This window comes from Streptomyces sp. NPDC107522 (assembly GCF_055657525.1).
On record NZ_JBVKAU010000019.1, the window covers coordinates 82,863 to 104,143 of the forward strand.

General features: G+C 71.6%; 20 protein-coding genes and 1 riboswitch. Of the genes, 14 read left to right on the plus strand and 6 right to left on the minus strand.

The features are described from left to right. Window positions 1-114 precede the first annotated feature (114 nt). Both ACZ7L6_RS37310 and ACZ7L6_RS37315 read left to right on the plus strand, forming a co-directional pair. Entirely contained in the window at window positions 115-903 is a 789-nt protein-coding gene (locus ACZ7L6_RS37310) for a carbon-nitrogen hydrolase family protein (RefSeq protein ID WP_471931876.1), read from the plus strand. A gap of 56 nt (window positions 904-959) precedes the next feature. Further along, entirely contained in the window at window positions 960-2,660 is a 1,701-nt protein-coding gene (locus ACZ7L6_RS37315) for a flavin monoamine oxidase family protein (protein ID WP_471931878.1), read from the plus strand. Between the two features lie 65 nt (window positions 2,661-2,725). Here ACZ7L6_RS37315 and ACZ7L6_RS37320 read toward each other — a convergent pair whose 3' ends face one another. Then, window positions 2,726-3,655: an LLM class F420-dependent oxidoreductase gene (locus tag ACZ7L6_RS37320; protein ID WP_471931880.1), complete on the minus strand. Its 930-nt coding sequence runs from the start codon at window positions 3,653-3,655 to the stop codon at window positions 2,726-2,728. Window positions 3,656-3,737: 82 nt separating this feature from the next. Then, a complete protein-coding gene (locus ACZ7L6_RS37325) occupies window positions 3,738-4,424 on the minus strand; it encodes a DUF5995 family protein (RefSeq protein WP_471931882.1) in 687 nt (228 codons plus the stop codon). 190 nt (window positions 4,425-4,614) lie between these two features. Here ACZ7L6_RS37325 and ACZ7L6_RS37330 point away from each other — a divergent pair, with 190 nt between their 5' ends. Together ACZ7L6_RS37330 and ACZ7L6_RS37335 are read left to right on the plus strand one after the other, a co-directional pair. Further along, window positions 4,615-5,742 carry a glycoside hydrolase family 6 protein gene (locus ACZ7L6_RS37330; protein WP_471932006.1) on the plus strand — a complete coding sequence of 376 codons (1,128 nt, stop codon included), beginning with the start codon at window positions 4,615-4,617 and terminating at the stop codon, window positions 5,740-5,742. Window positions 5,743-5,833: 91 nt separating this feature from the next. Continuing rightward, complete coding sequence (locus ACZ7L6_RS37335) at window positions 5,834-6,292, plus strand: acyl-CoA thioesterase (protein WP_471931884.1); 459 nt, start codon at window positions 5,834-5,836, stop codon at window positions 6,290-6,292. On the opposite strand, the gene ACZ7L6_RS37340 is transcribed toward ACZ7L6_RS37335, so the two are convergent. Further along, complete coding sequence (locus tag ACZ7L6_RS37340) at window positions 6,252-7,463, minus strand: MFS transporter (protein ID WP_471931886.1); 1,212 nt, start codon at window positions 7,461-7,463, stop codon at window positions 6,252-6,254. The two genes, ACZ7L6_RS37335 and ACZ7L6_RS37340, sit on opposite strands and share 41 nt — an antisense overlap. 117 nt (window positions 7,464-7,580) lie before the next feature. Between ACZ7L6_RS37340 and ACZ7L6_RS37345 the strand changes: the two genes are divergently transcribed. Then, complete coding sequence (locus ACZ7L6_RS37345; RefSeq protein WP_471931888.1) at window positions 7,581-8,885, plus strand: ROK family transcriptional regulator; 1,305 nt, start codon at window positions 7,581-7,583, stop codon at window positions 8,883-8,885. 532 nt (window positions 8,886-9,417) lie between these two features. Here the strand turns inward: ACZ7L6_RS37345 and ACZ7L6_RS37350 are convergent. Both ACZ7L6_RS37350 and ACZ7L6_RS37355 read right to left on the minus strand, forming a co-directional pair. Continuing rightward, a complete protein-coding gene (locus tag ACZ7L6_RS37350) occupies window positions 9,418-10,173 on the minus strand; it encodes an SDR family oxidoreductase (protein WP_471931890.1) in 756 nt (251 codons plus the stop codon). Between the two features lie 103 nt (window positions 10,174-10,276). Beyond that, window positions 10,277-11,164, minus strand: a complete 888-nt coding sequence (locus ACZ7L6_RS37355) for an RNA polymerase sigma-70 factor (RefSeq protein ID WP_471931892.1) — start codon at window positions 11,162-11,164, stop codon at window positions 10,277-10,279. Between the two features lie 276 nt (window positions 11,165-11,440). Continuing rightward, a riboswitch (FMN riboswitch) is annotated at window positions 11,441-11,571 on the plus strand. Between the two features lie 146 nt (window positions 11,572-11,717). Between ACZ7L6_RS37355 and ACZ7L6_RS37360 the strand changes: the two genes are divergently transcribed. The 9 genes from ACZ7L6_RS37360 to ACZ7L6_RS37400 all read left to right on the plus strand — a co-directional run bounded on the left by ACZ7L6_RS37360 (window position 11,718) and on the right by ACZ7L6_RS37400 (window position 19,237). Then, window positions 11,718-12,335, plus strand: a complete 618-nt coding sequence (locus ACZ7L6_RS37360; protein WP_471931894.1) for a riboflavin synthase — start codon at window positions 11,718-11,720, stop codon at window positions 12,333-12,335. Further along, window positions 12,332-12,973: a nicotinamide mononucleotide transporter family protein gene (locus tag ACZ7L6_RS37365; RefSeq protein WP_471931896.1), complete on the plus strand. Its 642-nt coding sequence runs from the start codon at window positions 12,332-12,334 to the stop codon at window positions 12,971-12,973. The genes ACZ7L6_RS37360 and ACZ7L6_RS37365 overlap by 4 nt, the downstream gene beginning before the upstream one ends. Beyond that, a complete protein-coding gene (locus tag ACZ7L6_RS37370; RefSeq protein WP_471931898.1) occupies window positions 12,970-14,334 on the plus strand; it encodes a bifunctional 3,4-dihydroxy-2-butanone-4-phosphate synthase/GTP cyclohydrolase II in 1,365 nt (454 codons plus the stop codon). Before ACZ7L6_RS37365 ends, ACZ7L6_RS37370 begins: the two co-directional genes overlap by 4 nt. A 27-nt stretch (window positions 14,335-14,361) precedes the next feature. Then, entirely contained in the window at window positions 14,362-14,847 is a 486-nt protein-coding gene (gene ribH / locus ACZ7L6_RS37375; protein WP_398827677.1) for a 6,7-dimethyl-8-ribityllumazine synthase, read from the plus strand. 34 nt (window positions 14,848-14,881) lie between these two features. Continuing rightward, window positions 14,882-15,154 carry a phosphoribosyl-ATP diphosphatase gene (locus ACZ7L6_RS37380; protein WP_031486114.1) on the plus strand — a complete coding sequence of 91 codons (273 nt, stop codon included), beginning with the start codon at window positions 14,882-14,884 and terminating at the stop codon, window positions 15,152-15,154. Window positions 15,155-15,229: 75 nt separating this feature from the next. Further along, window positions 15,230-16,081 (plus strand): ATP phosphoribosyltransferase, encoded by an 852-nt coding sequence (gene hisG / locus ACZ7L6_RS37385; RefSeq protein ID WP_471931900.1) that lies wholly within the window; start codon window positions 15,230-15,232, stop codon window positions 16,079-16,081. 19 nt (window positions 16,082-16,100) lie between these two features. After that, window positions 16,101-16,604, plus strand: a complete 504-nt coding sequence (locus ACZ7L6_RS37390; RefSeq protein WP_471931902.1) for a PH domain-containing protein — start codon at window positions 16,101-16,103, stop codon at window positions 16,602-16,604. 222 nt (window positions 16,605-16,826) lie between these two features. After that, window positions 16,827-18,152, plus strand: a complete 1,326-nt coding sequence (locus ACZ7L6_RS37395) for a hemolysin family protein (RefSeq protein ID WP_471931904.1) — start codon at window positions 16,827-16,829, stop codon at window positions 18,150-18,152. After that, window positions 18,149-19,237: a hemolysin family protein gene (locus ACZ7L6_RS37400; protein ID WP_471931906.1), complete on the plus strand. Its 1,089-nt coding sequence runs from the start codon at window positions 18,149-18,151 to the stop codon at window positions 19,235-19,237. Before ACZ7L6_RS37395 ends, ACZ7L6_RS37400 begins: the two co-directional genes overlap by 4 nt. A gap of 101 nt (window positions 19,238-19,338) precedes the next feature. Here the strand turns inward: ACZ7L6_RS37400 and ACZ7L6_RS37405 are convergent, their stop codons facing one another. Further along, entirely contained in the window at window positions 19,339-21,204 is a 1,866-nt protein-coding gene (locus ACZ7L6_RS37405; protein ID WP_471931908.1) for an AAA family ATPase, read from the minus strand. Window positions 21,205-21,281 lie beyond the last annotated feature (77 nt).

The window sequence follows — 21,281 nt, forward strand, 5'->3', positions numbered from 1 at the left end:
ACCGACGCAACAAACCGCTCACCGGCGCGCAACGGCTCCTTCTTGTCCGGCCTGGTCAGCCGCCCGTACCTTCTAGATGGCTCCCCAACCACTTCCGCCCGGTGAGGATCACGCATGCGCACCGCCCTGCTCCAGAGCTCCGGCCGCCCCGGCTCGACCGTCGAGAACCTCAAGGTCCTCGACGAGGCCGCGGGACGGGCCGCCGCCGCGGGGGCCGGGCTGCTGGCGGCGCCGGAGATGTTCCTGACCGGGTACGCGATCGGCGACGACATCCGCCGCCTCGCCGAGCCCGCCGACGGGGACTCCGCGGACGCGATCGCCGCCATCGCCTCCCGGCACGGCCTCGCGATCGCGTACGGCTACCCCGAGCGGGCCGGCGACACGGTCTTCAACTCGGCCCAGCTGGTCTCCGCCGACGGCGACCGCCTCGCCAACTACCGCAAGACGCACCTCTTCGGCTGCTTCGAGCGGGACCACTTCACGCCGGGGGACCAGCAGGTGGTCCAGGCCGAGCTCGACGGCCTCCGCGTCGGCATCCTGATCTGCTACGACGTCGAGTTCCCGGAGAACGTCCGCGCCCACGCCCTCGCCGGCACCGACCTGCTGGTCGTGCCGACCGCGCAGATGCACCCGTTCCAGTTCGTCGCCGAGTCGATGATCCCGGTGCGGGCCTTCGAGAACCAGATGTACGTCGCGTACGTCAACAGGGTCGGCCAGGAAGGGGAGTTCGAGTTCGTCGGACTGTCCACGCTGGCCGGCCCCGACGGGGTCGCCCGCACCCGCGCCGGCCGCGGTGCGGAGCTCGTCCTCGCCGACGTCGACCCCGCCTTCCTCGCCGCCTCCCGCGAGGAGAACCCGTATCTGAAGGACCGCCGCCCCGGTCTGTACGGGTCCCTGGTCTGAAACCCCCTGAGCCTCCCCCCGCTTTCTTTGTCGCAGTCGCAAGGAGTCCGTACCCCATGACGTCCACCGTGCCCAACGCCGTCGAGCACGCCGACTCTCAGCAGCCGCCGATCACCATGTTCGGCCCGGACTTCCCGTACGCGTACGACGACTTCCTCGCCCACCCGGCGGGGCTCGGCCAGATACCCGCGACCGAGCACGGCACCGAGGTCGCGGTCATCGGCGGCGGGCTCTCCGGCATCGTGGCCGCCTACGAGCTGATGAAGATGGGCCTCAAGCCGGTCGTGTACGAGGCCGACCAGATCGGCGGGCGACTGCGGACCGTCGGCTTCGACGGCCAGGGCACCGAGGGTCTGACCGCCGAGATGGGCGCGATGCGCTTCCCGCCCTCCTCCACGGCCCTCCAGCACTACATCGACCTCGTGGGGCTCGAGACCCGTCCCTTCCCCAACCCCCTTGCCGAAGCGACGCCTTCGACCGTCGTCGACCTCAAGGGCGAGTCGCACTACGCCGAGACGATCGACGACCTCCCGCAGGTCTACCGCGATGTCGCCGCGGCCTGGAACAAGTGCCTCGAAGAGGGCGCCGACTTCTCCGACATGAACCAGGCCATGCGCGAGCGCGACGTGCCGCGCATCCGCGAGATCTGGTCCAAGCTCGTCGAGAAGCTCGACAACCAGACCTTCTACGGCTTCCTCTGCGACTCCGAGGCCTTCAAGTCCTTCCGGCACCGCGAGATCTTCGGTCAGGTCGGCTTCGGCACCGGCGGCTGGGACACCGACTTCCCGAACTCCATCCTGGAGATCCTGCGCGTCGTTTACACCGAGGCAGACGACCACCACCGCGGCATCGTCGGCGGCTCCCAGCAACTGCCGCTCAGGCTGTGGGAGCGCGAGCCGGAGAAGATCGTCCACTGGGCCTACGGCACCTCGCTCGCGAAGCTGCACGAGAACGGCGCGCCCCGCCCGGCCGTGACCCGGCTGCACCGCACGGCCGGCCACCAGATCACGGTGACGGACGCGAACGGCGACATCCGCACCTACAAGGCGGCCATCTTCACCGCCCAGTCCTGGATGCTGCTGTCGAAGATCGCCTGCGACGACTCGCTCTTCCCGATCGACCACTGGACGGCGATCGAGCGCACCCACTACATGGAGTCCTCGAAGCTCTTCGTCCCGGTCGACCGGCCTTTCTGGCTGGACAAGGACGAGGAGACCGGCCGGGACGTCATGTCGATGACCCTGACGGACCGGATGACGCGCGGCACCTACCTGCTCGACGACGGTCCGGACAAGCCCGCGGTGATCTGTCTGTCGTACACCTGGTGCGACGACAGCCTGAAGTGGCTGCCGCTGTCCGCGAACGAGCGGATGGAGGTCATGCTGAAGTCGCTCGGCGAGATCTACCCGAAGGTCGACATCAGGAAGCACATCATCGGCAACCCGGTGACCGTGTCCTGGGAGAACGAGCCTTACTTCATGGGTGCGTTCAAGGCCAACCTGCCCGGCCACTACCGCTACCAGCGACGCCTGTTCACGCACTTCATGCAGGACCGGCTGCCCGAGGACAAGCGCGGCATCTTCCTCGCCGGTGACGACATCTCCTGGACGGCCGGCTGGGCCGAGGGTGCCGTCCAGACGGCGCTGAACGCGGTCTGGGGCGTGATGCACCACTTCGGCGGGGCGACCGACGCGACCAACCCGGGTCCGGGTGACGTCTACGACGAGATCGCGCCGGTCGAGCTGCCGGAGGACTGAGCCCGCAAGGGCTGCGATCAAGGGCTGCGCTCAAGGACTGCGATCAAGGGCTGCCCCAAGGGCCCTCACAGCCCGGCGGCCCGTGCCTTCTCGTACACCTCCGCGGCGACGTCCTTGAGTTCCCGGGCGTCGCGTGGAGTGGTCTGCAGGTCGAGCAGGACCTCGTCCATGCCGACCTCGGCGAGGGCCGCGAGGTCCTCCACGAGCTGCTCGGCGTTGCCCTGGTACGGCTGGCGGTCGGCCCCGTCGTACGCCTTGGCCGAGTACAGGGCGTTCACCCGCGGCACCCGCTCGATCGGCTGCGCCCGGCCCCGCTCGGCGGCGATGTCCTGGAGCCGCTGCCACCCGTCGGCGTACGCCTGCGCGCCCATGGCGACCGGGATCCAGCCGTCGCCGTGGTCCACGACCCGCGTCATCGCCTTCTTGCCCGACGCGGCCACCAGGATCGGGATCGGCCGCGCGGGCTTGGGACCGACCACGGCCGCGTCGATCTTCGTGGTGCGGCCCTCGTACGACACCGGGTCCGGGCCCCACACCGCCCGGCACACGTCGATCACCTCGTCCAGCGCCTCGCCGCGCTCCTCGTAGGGCCGTGCGGCCGCGGCGGCGAACTCGTCGGTCGACCAGCCCGGCCCCAGCCCCGCGATCACCCGCCCGCCGCTCGCCGCGTCCAGCGTGGCGAGGGCCTTGGCGAGCTGGGCGGGCCCGTGCAGCGGCGCGACCACGATGCCGGTGCCCAGCCGGACCCGTTCGGTGACCGCCGCGGCCAGGGTCAGCGTGACCAGTGAATGGGCCATGCCGCGGTACCAGTCCGGCCAGGGCAGGCCCGGGATGCCGTACAGGCCCTGGGACGGGGACTCCGGGACCAGCAGCCGCTCGTACACCCACAGGCTGTCGTAGCCGATCTGCTCGGCGGTACGGGCCACGTCCGTCACGTCCTTGGCGAGGTCGTACTGCCGGAGCTGGGGAAGACCGAGTCCTAGACGGATGGCCATGACTGCGCGCTCCTTCGCGATCGGTGTCCGCCCCCACCGGCCAACGTACTGCGAGCCCGGGGAAGTGCCAGTCGGATCCGGATCAGTCCGGCAGCGGCGTGAGCAGCATGCGTCCCGCGAACCCCACCGCCGCGTCCAGCCGCTCCGTGAACTCCTCGGCGACGTCCGGCAGTCGGCGCAGCGCCCACAGCGCCCGCGCCGCCGACCAGGTCGCGTCGCGGGCCCGCTCCAGGCTCCAGGAGCCGAGCAGATGGGTGAGCGGGTCGGCGATCTGGAGCAGGTCGGGACCCGGCATCAGATCTTCGCGGATGCGCTCCTCCAGCGAGGCGAGGAGATCACCCACCCGATCGAACTCGTCCTCCAGCTCGGCGGGTTCGCAGCCGAGGCTACGACAGGCGTCCACCACGGCGAGCGCCAGATCGTGCCCGATGTGCGCATTGATGCCCGCGAGCGCGAACTGCAGCGGTCGTACGCCGGGATGCCGGCGCATCTGGAACAGGGGCCGCCAGCAGGCCGGCGGGCGCCGCTCGTCCTCGGCCGTCTCCACCGCCGCGAGATACCGCTCCGCGAACCGCACGTCCAGCGTGATCGCCGCCCCCGCGTCCGGGAACCGGCCGCCGTCGATGTGCCGGTCCACCGCCTCCGTGACAGTGAGGTAGACGCGGTTGAAGACCGCGACTCCGTCGCCTTCGGGCAGGGCCGCGTCGAGGGCGCGCATACGGGAGACGACCGCGTCCACGGCTGTGGTGAATTGTTCGCATTGCGCCATGGGGGCAGAGTCCCAGCTTTAGGCTGGCCGGAGTGTCGGCGGGCCCGGCGCTTCCCCAGAACGGGGGAATGCGCTCGCTGTGGGGGCGGGGCTCGCCGTGGGGAGGGGGAGCAGGACCGTGGCAGGCTTACGTGCCCAGCGACTGGCCGCGCGCAGGTCCGCGCGCAGGAAGGCGGCCCGGCGCCATGCGATGGTCGTGGCGGCCTCGGTGGTGGTCGCCGTCGGCAGCGCGACCGGCATGATGTCCGCGCTCGACGACGGACGCGGCTCCGACGAGGCGAGGCCGCCCGAGGTGACGCGTTCGCCGGGCCTGGAGACCCTGCCGCTCGTGCCTTCGCCCTCCGCATCCACGACGAAGTCCCCTGCGCCCACGCCTTCGCCGACTCCGAAGAAGAAGGCGAGCCCCACGTCCTCGCCGACGAAGACGGAGAGGAAGCAGCAGTCGGCCGTGGTGTCCGCCCGTCTCTACCGCCACCCCGACTCCCAGGTCCTCGACTGGGTCCGTGACCACGCCGGCGACCCGCGTCATGCCGTCATAGAGTCCCGGATCGCCGCCCAGCCGGCCGCGGTGTGGTTCGCCGACTTCACGCCGGACACCATCACCGCGCGGGTCCGTGCGGTGACTTCGGGTGGGTCGGCGCTCGGCCGGGTGCCGGTCGTCGTGCCGTACGCGATCCCGGACCGCGACTGCGGCGGGGCCTCCCAGGGCGGGGCGCCCGACCTCGACGCCTACGACGCCTGGATCGACAGGTTCGCCGCCGGGCTGGGCTCCGGCGACGTCATCGTCGTCCTGGAGCCCGACTCCGTCGCCCAGTCCGAGTGCCTCTCCGACCGTGAACGCGCCGACCGCTTCGCCTCGCTGGCCCGCGCGGGCCGCGCCTTCAAGGCCGCGAACCCCAAGGCGCGCGTCTACTACGACGCCGGGCACTCCGGCTGGCACGCGCCCGGAAAGCAGGCGGAGTGGCTGCGGCAGGCAGGCGCCGCCTCGACCGCGTCCTCCGACGGCGTCTTCAGCAACGTCTCCAACTTCCACACCACGGCCAACGAGATCGCCTACGACCGCCAGGTCCTGGACGCCCTCGGCGGTCCCGCGAGCCTGGGTGCCGTCATCGACACCAGCCGCAACGGCGCCGGGGCCCCGGCCGACGGGCAGTGGTGCGACCCGGCCGGGCGCAAGCTGGGCCGGGCGCCGACGCTCAGCACGGGAGAGGCGCGGATCGACGGCTATCTGTGGGTGAAGCTGCCGGGGGAGTCGGACGGGTGCAAGGGTGAGCCCGGCACCTTCACGGCGTCGTACGCCTACGAGTTGGCGCGCTGACCCTCGCTGTCGTGGGAGGGCTCGTCGTAGGCGGGGTGAGCGACCGCTTAGCATGGTCGTCCGTACTTCAACCGTCCCAGGAGCCCCACCCGTGACCGCCGAAGCCTCCCTCGCCCCCGCCGTGTCGTACGGCCGGCTGATCCCCGTCACCGTCCACTTCGACGACCTCGACGCGCTCGGGCTGCTCCACAACGCCCGCTACCCGCTCATGGTCGAGCGGGCCTGGACCGAGCTGTGGCAGGAGCACGGCGTCGGCTTCGCCGGGGACTGGGTCGCCGCGGGCGATGCCTGCAACGCCGTCAAGGAACTGCGCATCAGCTACGAGGCGCCGGTCACCGCACCGGGCACCTACGCCGTGCACCTCTGGCTGGAACGGCTCGGCAACACCGGGCTCACCTACGGCTTCCGGTTCTGCTCGGCGGACGGTGCGGTGACGTACGCCCACGGCACCCGGGTGCTGGTCCGGCTGGATGCCGGGACGCTGCGGCCGGCGCCGTGGAGCGACGGCTTCAGGGCCGTGGGTCGGGAACTGCTGCGTCCGGTCGGCTGATCTTCGGGCGGTCGTGGTCGGCGGTGCGCAGGACGCGCGCGAACACGGCGACCCCCGAGGCCAGCACGGTGACCAGGCAGAAGGACACCGTCAGGCTCGTGGCCTGGGCGAGCCCGCCGATCGCGCTCGGGGCGATCAGCCCCGAGGTGTACGTGATCGTCGCGACGCCCGCGATGGCCAGCGAGGGGTTGGAGCCGCTGCGGCCCGCCGCCGCGAAGCACAGCGGGACGACCACCGCGATGCCCAGGCCCAGCAGGGCGAAGCCTGTCATCGCTACGGCCGGATGTCCCGCGACGACGATCAGCAGGCCGCCGAGAGCGGCCAGGACACCGCCGAACCGGACGGACCGGACGGCGCCGTACCGGTCCACCACCTTGTCGCCGACGAGCCGGGCGAGAGCCATGGTGACCGTGAAGCCGGTCGTGCACGCGGCCGCGAGGCCGGCGGACGTGTCCAGCTGGTCGCGCAGATAGACCGCCGACCAGTCCAGGCTCGCGCCCTCGGCGAACACCGCGCAGAACCCGACCGCGCCGATGAGCAGCGCCGACCGGGGCGGCAGGGCGAACCGGGGCGGCGGCTCCTCGTCCTCGGCCGGCTGGAGGTCGAGCACCCAGGAGCAGGCGGCCACGCCCAGCACGGTCAGGACCGCGGCCGCCAGGGCGTGGTGCAGGCGGGCGTCCGCGCCCAGATGGGCCGCGAGTGTGCCGCCGAGCGAGCCGGCCACGGTGCCCACGCTCCACATGCCGTGCAGGCCGGACATGATCGACCGGCCCAGGCGGTTCTCGACCTCGACGCCGAGCGCGTTCATCGCCACGTCCGCCATGCCGGCCGTGGCGCCGAAGGCGAACAGGGCCAGGCAGAGCGTCAGCAGGTTCGGGGCGAGCGAGGGCAGCGTGAGGGCGATCGTCCACAGGGCGATCAGTCCGCGCAGTGCGTTGCGGGCGCCGAACCGGTGGCTGATACGGCCCGCGAGCGGCATGGCGACGGAGGCTCCGAGCGCGGGGAAGGCGAGCGCCAGCCCCAGCTGGCCGGCGCTGACCCCGGCGTGGTCCTGGATCCAGGGCACGCGGGTCGCGAACGAGCCGGTGACGGCGCCGTGCACGGCGAAGACGGCGGCCACGGCGTACCGGGCCCGCCTCACCTCGCGCTGCTCGTAGACCACTGCGCTCATTCTGCGGCCCCCCCTGCCTCTCGGTCCCCTGTCGGTTCCCTGCGGTCGTCGCGCGGTAAACTATCAGGAACCCTGCCTGATAGATAGCGGATAAACCAGCCGTGGGAGGATCCCGGCATGCCCGCATCCCCGAGCACCGCCCGGGCCATCAACGACCGGCTCGCCCTGCGCCTGCTGCAGCAGGAAGGCCCGCTGACGGCAGGGCAGTTGAAGCAGCTGACCGGCCTGTCCCGCCCGACCGTCGCCGACCTCGTCGAACGCCTCTCCGCCGCCGGTCTGATCGCGGTGGTCGGCGAGGCGGGGGAGCAGCGGCGCGGACCGAACGCCAAGCTGTACGGCATCGTCGCCGACCGCGCCCATCTTGCCGCGCTCGACGTCCGCACCGAGGGCGTCTCCGTGGTGGTGTCCGACCTGGTCGGGGCGGTGCTCGCCAAGGCGTCCGTACCGATCGGCGGCGACACGGGGACGGGGCCCGCGGTGGAGCAGGCGGTGGCGCTGGTGGAACGGGTCGTGAAGGAGGCCGGCGCCGACCGGCTCCATACGGTCGGCATCGGCGCCCCGGGCCTGATCGACCCGGCGACCGGGGAGCTGCGCAACTCCACGGGCCTGCCCGCATGGCACCGCCGCCTGGTGGCGGCCCTGCAGGAACGGCTCCCCGAAGCCCGCGTCAGCGTCGAGAACGAGACCAACCTCGCCGCCCTCGCCGAACAGCGCGACGGGGTGGCCCGGGACCGGGACACCTTCGTACTGCTGTGGCTCGGCCACGGCACGGGGGCGGCCGTCGTCCTCGACGGCGCACTGCGCCGCGGGGCCTCCGGCGGGACCGGCGAGATCGGCTTCCTGCCGGTGCCGGGGACGACGGGGCTGCCGTCGGCGGTGGACTGCGAGGGCGGCTTCCACTCGCTGGCGGGGTCGGCGGCGATCGTGGAGCTGGCGGGGGCGTATGGGTTGGCCACCGAGGGCGTCGCAGCGCACGAGCCGCTTGCGGCGGGGATCGTCGGGCGGGCCGCGGTGTCGGTTGCGGGCGAGGAGGGGGCGGGCAATAAGGGGGCGGGGAGAGGCGCGGCGCGGGAAGGGCCGACACAAGCTTCAGCCGCCCACGTCGACGCGGCACCCGCCGGCCCGCCCCAGGCTGCGGAGCCCGCCGACCGTTTCCTCGACGCCCTCGCAGATCGCCTCGCCGTAGGCGTCGCCTCCGTCGTCGCCGTCCTCGACCCCGGCTGTGTGGTTCTCGGTGGCGAGGTCGGGCAGGCCGGCGGAGAGGTACTCGCCGGGCGGGTGGAGGAGCGGGTCCGGCGGATGTCGCCGTTGGCGACCGTGGTGCGGCCCAGCAGCCTGGGCGGCGATGCCGTCCTGCGCGGAGCGCTGCTGACCGCGAGGGACGCGGCGCAGGACGAGCTGTTCGCGCCGCCGGAGCGCTGACCGAGCGGTCGCCCTGAGCGGTCCGGCTTGTCCGGGCGACTGGTCGCCCTCCCACCCGGCGCGGCGAGCCCCTTCCGGCGTTCGAGGACGGGGCCGCAGCCGCAGCCGCCCCTGACCCTCGCCGCCCGGCAGGGGGCTGCCATGTCTCGACGCGGGTCCAGGCAACTCGGTCTGTTCGGCATTTGCGGACAAGACCGCAACCCTCCCTAACCCCCACCCACCCGCGGAGGGATCCGCCTCACGGCACCAGGCGGTCACCTCTCGACGCCGGTCCGCATTCTTCAGCCCGTCCGGCGTTTGAGGACGAGGCCCCTTCAGGGCCGAAGCGGGGGTCTGGGGGCCGCAGGCCCCCAGGGGTGCGGGGTCGAAGGGGCGGCAGCCCCTGGAGGACGGGACGGGTAGGGGCGGCGGGGGCGAGAAAAGCAAGCGCTCAGAAAAAGTGCCGCAAGAGTCAGACCCCCCAACGGCCACCCTGGACGTACGTCCACCGGGCCACCCGGTTCACCCGGCCGCCCCCCCGCAGACCCCGCGGTCAGACGCCCCGCCCGCCCCCGACCCGCCGCCCCAGGTACTCCTCGAACGTCCCCTTGCCCACCGCATGCCCCGGCGCCAGATGGCCGCCCGAGCGGAAGCCCGCGTACGCCTTCCCCCGCAGCGGCACGCTGACCACGAGCCGCCTGCGACCCGTCGCCTTGAGATACGCGCGGGCCAGCGAGTCGAGGGTCCGCACCTCGGGACCGCCCATGTCCTCGACCCGCCCGGCCGGGGCGCCCGGGGCCAGCTCGGCGAGCCGGGCCGCGACCTCCGCCACCTCCACCGGCTGGTCCTTCACGCGGGCCGGCAGCAGCATGACCGGCGACTTGGACAGGATCCCCAGCACCCGCACGAGCAGGTCGTGGAACTGCGTCGCGCGCAGCACGGTCCAGCCCAGCCCCGACTCCTCGATCAGCTTCTCCACGGCGAGCTTGGTCCTGTAGTAGCCGAACGGCACCCGGTCGATGCCGACGATCGAGATGTACACGAGGTGCCGTACGCCTGCCGTCCGCGCCGCCGCGATCAGACGCGCCGCCGCCTCCTCGTCACCGCCGCCCGTGGACGTCGCGCAGTGCACGATCGTGTCCACGCCCTCCATCGCCGCGTCCAGACCCGGGCCACCCTTGCGCAGGTCGACGGCGTACGGCTGGGCGTGCCGGCTGAGCACCCGCACCTCGTGCCCGTCCGCGCGCAGCCGCTCGGTGACGAGCCGGCCGAGCGTTCCGGTGCCGCCGGTCACCAGGATCGTGGTCATGTCGTTCAGTCCCTTCGGACGCCGGGCACTCCCGGGCGGAGCGCCCCTCGTCAGCTGGGACCGAATACCCGGTGCGGAATGTGACAGACAGCCTCGGGATCTTCTACGCCCCGGCCAGCTGACGGCCCGCGAACGCCAGTTTGTCCGGGTTCACCACGGCTCGGACGTGCACGACGAGACCGTCGCCCAGTTCGAGCGCGACCACGCCGAGGAGCGTGTCGCCCGCCCATGCGGCCACCCCCGGCTCGCCGTTGACCTCGGCCGACGTGAAGTGCACGCCCTCCATGAACCGCTCCACCAGACCCACCAGGAAACGGGACACCTTCTCGCGGCCCTCGACCGGCCGCCGGGCCGCCGAGACCTTGCCGCCGCCGTCGCTCGACCAGACCACCTCGGCCGCCAGCAGCTTCTCCAGCCGGGCCAGATCACCGTCCCGGGCCGCGGCGACGAAGGACGCCACGAGCTCCTCCTGCCGCTCGGGAGCCGGCTCGAACCGCGACCGCGGCTCACCCACGTGCTGAGCCGCCCGCCGGTACAGCTGCCGGCAGTTGGCCTCGCTCAGATCCAGCACCTCGGCGATCTCCCGGTGGCCGTACGCGAACGCCTCCCGCAGCACGTAGACGGCTCGCTCGGTCGGTGTGAGCCGCTCCAGCAGCACCAGCATCGCCATGGACACGGCGTCCCGCTGCTCGGCGGACTCCAGGGGCCCGAGTGCACCGTCCGAGGTGACCACGGGCTCCGGCAGCCAGGGGCCGACGTACCGCTCCCGGCGGGCCCTGGCCGAGGTCAGCCGGGTCAGGCAGAGGTTGGTGACGACCTTGGCGAGCCAGGCCGCGGGATGCTCGATCGCGCCGCGGTCGGCACCGCTGAAGCGCAGATACGCGTCCTGGACGGTGTCCTCGGCCTCCTCGGCGGAGCCCAGCATGCGATAGGCCAGGCCGAACAACCGGGAGCGGTGCGCCTCGAACTCGTCGGCGGTCGCGGTGGTCATGCCCCTCACCCTGCCAGAACCGCGGTCGGCGCGAGTTGGGAGACCCGGCGGCGGGCAAGGGCCGTCGTCACCGCCGCCGGGCCGTCCGCCCCGACCGGCAACGGCGTGCCTGTCCAGGCGAGTTGGGCCGACTGTAGGAAGGACTAGACCAGTGAGTCAATAGGTATGGACCAATCTCGAATCGAGGAAATCCAGCCACGCGGCCTGTGAGGCACCCCACAGCATTCGCCCGCATGGACGCCGATCAGGCGTGGCACACTGGCCCTGTACCAGAAGCAGCGCACTCCGGGGTCGGTGAAAGTCCGAACCGGCGGTTACAGTCCGCGACCCGGTCGCCTCCAGCGGCCGGTTGACCAGGTGAAATTCCTGGACCGACGGTTAAAGTCCGGATGGGAGGCAGTGCGCGGCGGGCGGGCATTCGTGCGCGCCGCCGTACCGGTTCGTCGTAGTGGCGAGCCCTGTCCGGCGTCGCCCCCGGTGTTCCTGCTCGTACATTCTGTCGTCATCGACAGCCCCGGAGTCCGTGCCCGAATGAGGCAGGAGGACCCGGGAAGTGTTCACCGGAATCGTCGAAGAGCTGGGCGAGATCACCGCTGTCGAGACCCTCGACGACGCCTGTCGCTTCCGCGTGCGCGGCCCCGTCGTCACCGACGGCGCGAAGCACGGAGACTCCATCGCCGTCAACGGCGTCTGCCTCACGGTCGTCGACCACGAGGGCGGCGAGTTCACCGCGGACGTCATGGCCGAGACCCTCAACCGCTCCAGCCTGGGCGCACTCGTCGTCGGCTCACGCGTCAACCTCGAACGCCCGATGGCCGTGGGCGAGCGCCTCGGCGGCCACATCGTGCAGGGGCACGTCGACGGCACCGGCCAGGTGCTGGAGCGCAAGCCGTCCGAGAACTGGGAGATCGTGAAGATCTCGCTCCCCGCGGACCTCTCCCGGTACGTCGTCGAGAAGGGCTCCATCACCGTCGACGGCATCAGCCTCACCGTCGTCGACGCCGGGCCCGACTACTTCACCGTCAGCCTCATCCCGACCACCCTCGACCTGACCACGCTCGGCCACAAGCAGCCCGGCGACCCGGTCAACCTCGAGGTCGACGTCATCGCCAAGTACGTCGAGCGGATGCTGGGCGACCGCGCCTCCTCGGAAGGGGCGGCGGGCCGGTGAACTCGCTGAACTCGGAGGCCTTCGCCCTCTTCGGCCAGCACATCCTCTGGTCGGACATGATCGGCAACCTCTTCGGACTGGCCGCCCTCGCCCTCGGCTGGCGGCGCTCCATCTGGACCTGGCCCGTGCAGTTCCTGGCCGGCCTGATCCTCTTCGGTGCCTTCTTCGGCCATCTGACCGGCAGCGCCGGCAAGCAGGCGGTCGTCATGCTCGTCGCCCTGTACGGCTGGTGGCAGTGGCAGCGTGGCAAGGGCCAGGCCGAGGACGGGCACATCAGCGTCCGGTTCGCCACCTGGCGCGAGCGCGCGGTCATGGTCGCGGCGGCCGCCGCCGGCACCGTCGCGGTGGCGCTGCTCTTCGAGGCGTACCCGACCCTGTCCTGGGACCCCTGGCCGGACGCCTACATCTTCGTCGGCACCATCGTCGCCATGTACGCCCAGGCGCGCGGCATGGTCGAGTTCTGGTTCGCCTGGCTGCTCGTCGACCTGGTCGGCGTGCCCCTCAACTTCGCCAACGGCTACGCCTTCTCCGGCTTCGTCTACGTCATCTACGGCGCACTCGTCCTGTGGGGCATGCGCGACTGGTGGCTGCGCTCCCGCAAGGACGCGCGGCCCGTCCTGGAAGGAGCGCCGGCATGACCGCGGCACCGATTCTGTACAGCCCCGACGGCGTCGAGGACCTCACGCTCGACCCGATCGAGCAGGCCATCGCCGACATCGCGGCGGGCCGCCCGATCGTGGTCGTCGACGACGAGGACCGCGAGAACGAGGGCGACCTCGTCATCGCCGCCGAGAAGGTCACCCCCGAGATCGTCGCCTTCATGATGAGCGAGTGCCGCGGCCTGATCTGCGCCCCCATGGAGGGCGAGGAGCTGGACCGGCTGGAGCTGCCGCAGATGGTCGGTGACAACACCGAGTCGATGAAGACCGCGTTCACGGTCTCCGTGGACGCCTCCGCCGCACACGGTGTGACCACGGGCATCTCGGCCTCGGACCGGGCGACCACCCTTCAGCTCCTCGCGAGCGGCAAGGCCGAGCCGTCCGACCTGGTCCGCCCCGGCCACATCTTCCCGCTGCGCGCCAGGCCCGGCGGCGTCCTCGTCCGCAACGGCCACACCGAGGCCGCCGTCGACCTCGCCCGGCTCGCGGGACTGCGCCCGGCCGGCGCGATCGTCGAGATCGCCGGTGAGGACGGCGAGATGCTGCGGCTGCCCGAGCTGATCCCGTTCGCCCGCAAGCACGGCCTGACGATCATCTCCATCGAGGACCTGATCGCCTACCGCCGCAGCACCGAGCTGCGGCAGGCGGCCGAGCAGGAGCCGGCCGAGCAGGCACCGGCCCCCTCCGAGGCCACCGTCGAGCCGACCGTCCGCCGTGAGGCCGAGGTCCACCTGCCCACCGCCCACGGCACCTTCACGGCGTACGGCTACCGCTCCACCGTCGACGGCGTCGAGCACGTCGCCCTCGTCCACGGCGAGATCGGCGACGGCGGGGACGTGTTGGTCCGCGTCCACTCCGAGTGCCTCACCGGCGACGTCTTCCACTCCCAGCGCTGCGACTGCGGCCCCCAGTTGGAGGCGTCCCTGGAGCGCATCCAGGCCGAGGGCAGGGGAGTGGTGGTCTACCTGCGCGGACACGAGGGCCGGGGCATCGGCCTGATGTCCAAGCTGCGGGCGTACGAGCTCCAGGAGCGCGGCCGCGACACCCTCGACGCCAACCTCGAACTCGGCCTGCCCGCCGACGCCCGCGACTACGGCGCCGGCGCGCAGATACTCGCCGACCTCGGCGTGCGCAGCGTGCGCCTGCTGACCAACAACCCCGACAAGTCCGACGCGCTGCTCGCCCACGGCATCGAGGTCACCGAGCGCGAGCCGATGCCCGTACAGGCGGGCGAGCACAACCTCCGGTACCTGCGCACCAAGCGCGACCGGATGGGACACGACCTGCCCTGGCTGGACGCGGCCCCCGTGGCCTCCCTGGCCACCTGCACCAACCAGTAAGAGAACACACCGAGGAGACCTGAGAACGTGAGCGGCAAGGGCGCACCGGAACTGTCCGTACGCAATGTGGGCGACCTGCGGGTCGCGGTCATCGCGGCGCAGTGGCACGAGAAGGTGATGGACGGTCTGGTGGACGGCGCCCTGCGCGCCCTGCACGACCTGGGGATCGACGAGCCGACGCTGCTCCGGGTCCCCGGCAGCTGGGAACTCCCGGTGGTCGCCAAGGTCCTCGCGGGCCGCGGCTACGACGCGATCGTCGCCCTCGGCGTCGTCATCCGCGGCGGCACCCCCCACTTCGACTTCGTGTGCCAGGGCGTGACCCAGGGCCTCACCCAGGTGTCGGTCGAGACCGGCGTGCCGGTCGGCTTCGGCGTGCTGACCTGCGACACCGAGGAGCAGGCGCTGGACCGGGCGGGCCTGGAGGGCTCCAACGAGGACAAGGGGCACGAGGCGGTGACGGCGGCCGTGGCCACGGCGGCGACGCTCCGCTCAGTATCTGAACCCTGGCACTGACGAAACGGGTATGTGGCATAGGCTGAGCGTCACCATGTCCAAGAAGACGTTCGAGGAGCTCTTCACCGAGCTCCAGCACAAGGCCGCAAACGGCGACCCCGCCACTTCCCGCACCGCCGAGCTGGTCGGCAAGGGCGTCCATGCCATCGGCAAGAAAGTCGTCGAGGAGGCCGCCGAGGTCTGGATGGCCGCCGAGTACGAGGGCAAGGAGGCGGCCGCCGAGGAGATCTCGCAGCTGCTGTACCACGTCCAGGTGATGATGGTCGCCCGCGGGATCTCCCTGGACGACGTCTACGCCCATCTCTGAGCACCTGGGCACCTGAGCACTCAGAGCCGCAAGAAAACCCGCACACCGTAAGAGCGAACGAAGGAAGCCGACCTCATGCTGCGCATCGCCGTCCCCAACAAGGGTTCACTGTCCGGCCCTGCGGCGGAGATGCTGCATGAGGCCGGCTACCAGCAGCGCCGCGAGTCCAAGGAACTGCGGATCGTCGACCCCGAGAACGACGTCGAGTTCTTCTACCTCCGCCCCCGCGACATCGCCATCTACGTCGCCTCCGGCCAGCTCGACATCGGCATCACCGGCCGTGACCTGCTGATCGACTCCGGCGCCAACGCCGAGGAGATCCTGCCGCTCGGCTTCGCCCGCTCCACCTTCCGCTTCGCCACCAAGCCGGGCACCGTCGGCGCCGACCTGGCGGACCTGAACGGCAAGACGGTCGCCACCTCCTACGAGGGCATCGTCGCCAAGCACCTCGCCGACCACGGCATCGACGCCTCCGTCGTCCACCTCGACGGCGCCGTCGAGACCGCCATCCAGCTCGGTGTCGCCCAGGTCATCGCGGACGTCGTCGAGACCGGCACCTCGCTGCGCAACGCCGGCCTGGAAGTCGTCGGCGAGCCGATCATGAAGTCCGAGGCCGTCGTCATCCGCCAGACCGGCGCGGACGGCGAGGAGCCCAAGGTGCAGCAGTTCCTGCGCCGCCTCCAGGGCGTCCTGGTCGCGCGGACCTACGTGATGATGGACTACGACTGCCGCGTCGAGCAGCTGGAGAAGGCAGTCGCCCTCACCCCGGGCCTCGAATCCCCGACCGTCTCGCCGCTGCACAACGAGGGCTGGGTCGCCGTCCGCGCGATGGTCCCGGCCAAGGAAGCCCAGCGGATCATGGACGACCTGTACGACATCGGCGCCCGGGCCATCCTGACGACGGCCATCCACGCCTGCCGCCTCTGATCCGAGGGGCCGTACTCCGATGTCCTCCGAACTGCCCACCCTGCCCGTCACGTTCCGGCCGGGCCGCACCCGGGCCGTCCTGCTCACCGCCGGCGCCGCGATCTTCGTCGTCATCACGGCGATCGCGCTGCTGCTGGAGAAGCTCGGCCCGGGCGAGCGCCTCAGCTTCGTTCTCACCGGAGCGCTGATGTTCGGCGTGCTGGCCATGCTGGCCCGCGTCAGGGTCGTCGCCGACGAGTCCGGTGTCACCGTGGTGAACATCGCCAGCAGGCGCCGTCTCGACTGGGCCGAGATCCTCCAGGTGACCCTCCGCCCGGGTGACCCCTGGGTGTTCCTCAACCTCAGCGACGGCACCAGCCTGCCCGCGCTCGGCATCCAGCCCGGCATCGCCAAGCAGCGCGCCATCGCCGACGCACGCGCCCTGCGGGCCCTGGCCGAGGCGCGGTCCTCCGTCAAGGAGCCCGCTGACCGTCAGGGCCGACCCGGTGACGATGAGGGCCGACCCGGTGACCATGAGGGCTGAGTCGGGGACCGTGCGGGCTCACTCGGGGGCGTTCACCCTGCCGTAAATCCCCATGTCTTGATTAATCTGTTGGCGGAGGCGTTTGTGTGGCGCCTCCGCCGCTGATGTTCCGACCGGTCCTCAGAGGCCCCTGCTACCCGAGGAGTGATTCCCTCCAGCGATGGACGGATCGTCCTGTAGTACCTGCGCCGCCCCCTCCCGACATACCGGGGCGGCGGCATCATGAGCATCCCCTTGCTGCTGCTGGCAGCCGCGTTCCTCCTTATCCTCGCCAACGGCTTCTTCGTGGCCGCCGAATTCGGCCTGGTCACCGTCGAGGCGACGGACGCCGAGAAGGCCGCCGCCGAGGGCGACCGACGGGCCCACCGGGTCGTCGAGTCGCTCAGGGAGCTGTCCTTCCAGCTCTCCGGCACCCAGCTCGGCATCACCATCACCTCCCTCGTCGTCGGCATGCTCGCCGAGCCGGCGCTCGCCGAACTGCTGGGCGGCCCCTTCACCGCGATCGGGGTCCCCGAGGGCGCGGTGCCCGGCGTGGCCGTGATCGTCGGCATGCTGCTGGCCTCGGCCGTGCAGATGGTGATCGGCGAGCTCGTGCCGAAGAACTGGGCGGTGTCCCGGCCGATGCAGGTCGCGCGCTTCGTCGCCGGCCCGCAGCACGTCTTCGCACGCCTGTTCCGCCCGGTGATCGCCGCGCTGAACTCCGTCGCCAACCGCCTCGTCCGCGCCATGGGCATCGAGCCCACCGAGGAGCTGGCCTCCGCCCGCACCCCCGACGAACTGGTCTCCCTGGCGCGGCACTCCGCACAGGCCGGCGCCCTCGAGCAGGACACCGCGGATCTCTTCGTACGGACGCTGTCGCTCGCCGAACTGACCGCGCAGCACGTGATGACCCCGCGCGTGAAGGTCAGCGCGCTGCAGTCGTCGGCCACGGCCGAGGACGTGGTGAACCTGACGCGCGCCACCGGTCTGTCCCGCTTCCCGGTCTACCGGGAGAAGATCGACGAGATCGTCGGCATGGTCCATCTGAAGGACGCGCTGGCGATCCGTTCGAGTGACCGGCTGCGCACCCCGGTCGGCCGCATCGCCCGCCCGGCGCTGCTGGTCCCCGAGACCCTGCCGGTCCAGCCCCTCCTCGCCCAGCTGCGCAGCGAGCAGCCCATCGCGGTCGTCGTCGACGAGTACGGCGGTACGGCCGGAGTGGTCACGCTGGAGGACATCGTCGAGGAGATCGTGGGCGAGGTCCGCGACGAGCACGACGGCCAGGACCTGCCCGAACTCGCCGCCGCCCCGCCGGAGGACGGCCGCCCCGCCTGGGACGCCGACGGCAGCTGCCGTGTCGACATCCTCCAGCGCATAGGGCTCGACGTGCCCGAGGGGCCGTACGAGACCGTCGCCGGACTCGTCGCCGACCTGCTCGGGCGCATCCCGGCCGTCGGTGACAAGGCGGAACTGCCGGGCTGGCGGCTGTCGGTGCGCCGGGTCGGCCACTACCGGGCCGAACGGGTCCGCCTGGTCAGGACCGGGTCCGTGGTGGAGGTCGCCCGATGAGCGTGCTCCAACTCCTCTTCGCCGCGCTGCTCGTGCTCGCCAACGGCTTCTTCGTCGGCGCCGAGTTCGCCCTCGTCTCGGTCCGCCGCAGCCAGATCGAACCGCTGGGCACCGCCCGCGCCCGGCAGGTGCTGTACGGCTTGGAGCGGCTGCCGCAGATGATGGCGGCGGCCCAGTTCGGCATCACCGTGTGCTCGCTGACGCTCGGCGCGGTCGCCGAGCCGACGGTGGCGCATCTGCTGGAGCCGCTGTTCGAGTGGATCCATCTCCCGGAAGGCGTGATCCACCCGCTCACCTACGTCATCGCGCTGGCCGCGGTGGTCTTCTTCCACCTGGTCATCGGCGAGATGGTGCCGAAGAACCTGGCGATGGCGGCGCCCGAGAAGGCCGCGCTGTGGCTCAGCCCCGGCCTGGTCTGGTTCGCCCGCTTCTGCAAGCCGATCACCGTGGCCCTGGGCGCGGTCGCCCAGGCCATCCTGCGGCTGTTCCGCGTCGAGCCGAAGGACGAGATCGAGGCGGTGTTCACCAGCGAGCAGCTCAACCGGCTCGTCGAGGACTCCGGCCAGGCGGGCCTGCTCGATCCCGAGGAGCAGGAACGTTTGGAGGACGCGCTGGAACTGGGCTCGCGCCCGGTGACGGACGTGCTGCTGAAGCGCGAGTCCCTGGTCACGGTCAGCCCGTCGGTCACCCCCGGCCAGATCGTCGCGCTCACCGCCCGCACCGGGTACTCCCGCTTCCCGGTGGCGGCGGAGAACGGCGCCTTCATGGGCTACCTGCACGTGAAGGACGTACTCGACCTGGAGGAGTCGGAACGCGCGGTGCCGCAACACGTATGGCACCCCATGACGACCCTCCGCTCCGAACTCCCTCTGGACGACGCCCTGACGGTGATGCGCCGCGCCGCGACCCATCTGGCTCAGGTGGCCGACGCGTCCGGCAAGGTGCTGGGGCTGGTCGCGCTGGAGGACGTACTGGAGCTGCTGGTGGGCGAGGTACGGGATCCGGCGCATCGGGAGTTGCCTGAGGTGCGGGTGACGGGGCCGCGGGTGAGTGCCGGGGAGCCAGAAGAGGTGTTGGCGACCTAGCTGCGGGCAGTCGTGCCGCTGGGGCGGCACGGGTGGGCGCAGCGGCACCCCGCTAGCGCGGGCGAGCGAACCCACCCGGCGCCGGCCCCAGCCCGCGGCACCTACATGGCCGACGGATCCTGAGGCCCCCGCCCCGACAGCACTTCCCCGTACGCCTGCATCAGATCCGGCAACCGAAGTGTCGACAAGTCGTCCCTCGTCAGCGCCCCCGGGTACGTCGACAACCGCAGATCCCGATAAGCACAGCTCTTCTCGTACAGCGTCCGCAGGAACCGCCCGTTGCCCAGCTCGTCGATCCACCCCTGATCGACCACATGCCCGGCGATGGACCGCAGCTCGTCCAGCGCCTCCTCGTCCCACACGTCCCCGTTCTCCGCGGCGAGCACTTCACCGATCGAGGTGAGCTCAAGGGGCCGGTACGAGGGGAAGTCCACCCGAGTGGTGAAGCGGGACGACAGCCCGGGGTTCGCGGCCAGCAGCCGGTCCATGCCCTCCGGATAGCCGGCGAGGATCACCACCAAGTGGTCGCGGTTGTCCTCGGCCCGCTTCAGCAGCACCTGCAGCGCCTCGTCGCCGTACGCGTCGCCCTTGCCGTAACCGGAGTTGGAGAGCGAGTACGCCTCGTCCACGAACAGGACGCCGCCGAGCGCGGAGTCGATGAGCTCGTTGGCCTTCACGGCCGTCTGCCCCAGGTACTCGCCGACGAGGTCGGCCCGCTGGGCCTCCACGAGATGGTCGCCGCCGAGGAGTCCGAGGGCGTAGAACACGCGCCCCAGGATGCGCGCGACCGTGGTCTTGCCGGTGCCGGAGGGCCCGGAGAAGACGAAGTGCCGTTTGGGCGGCTGGACCGGCAGACCCTGCCCGGCCCGCAGCCGGGCCATGTTCAACTGGGCGGACAGCGCCTTGACCTGCCGTTTGACGGGCTCGAGACCCACCATGCGCTCCAGCTCCGCGAGCGCCTCCTCGAGCAGCTCGGGATCGGTGGGCCCGGCGGGCAGCTGCTGCGACGGCACGGCCGTCTTCTCGCGCACCGCCGGATCCAGCACCGACGGCAGCGGACCGGCCGGCGGCAGGTCGGCGTCCGGCAGCCTGAGGTCCCGGCCGTCGGTGCCGAAGAGCGGATCGAGCCCGTCGGGGCCGTCGGCGGCATCCTGCCCGACCCCGGTCAGCGTGATCGCGGCGAGGTCGTCGGAGTCTTCGTACCCGTCGCCCTCGGCGATCGCCGCGAGCCGGGCGGAGGTGTCCATGAACGCGGGGTCGACCCGGTGCACGGCACGGTAGAGCGGTAAGGCGGCGGCGGAGCGGCCCGTGCCCTCGTGCGCCCGGGCCAGCCAGTACCGCAGCTCCTTGCGCTGCGGCTGCTCGCTGCGGCACCGCATCAGCGCGGCCGACAGCAGCGGCTCGGCCTGCCCGTACATCTCCAGCCGTACCCGGGCCATGCCGCCGAACAGGCCCGCCTCGATGCCGAGCATCGGATCGTCGAGCAGCGGATCGGTGTGCCGCACCAGCTGCTCCCAGTCCTTGACCAGATAGGCGCGGCAGGCGTGCAGGAAGCGGACCTGGTGATCGGTGTCCACGGGCGGGAGCCCGGCCAGGGCCCGGTCCAGCTCCGGGACGTGCCGACCGTCCAGCCAGTGCGAGGCGTGGGCCAGCAGCAGGTCCCGCGGGCTCTCCAGGACCGGCTGCACCCACCAGCCCAGCCAGTACCAGGAGTTGAGCGTCCGCCGGTGCCGGGTCCGCTGTTCCCCGAAGCGCTCCCGGTGCCGGAACATCCGCAGCAGCGCGGTCGTCGTGTCGATGCGCAGCGCGTGCAGGCCGAGCCAGCCGTCGGCCATCCCGGGATCGATCCGCACCGCGGTGCGGAACTCCTCCTCCGCCTGGGGATAGGCCCCCATCGTGTAGGCGTCCACACCTCGCAGCCAGGCGAGGTCGGCCGGGGCCTCGGGGCCCTGCATGCCGAAGTCCATCACGTCCCCCACAAACCGTGCCCCCGTCGGTCAGGGGGTGGCTGGTGGATCAGGCCGGGCTCGCGGGCCCTGGCACG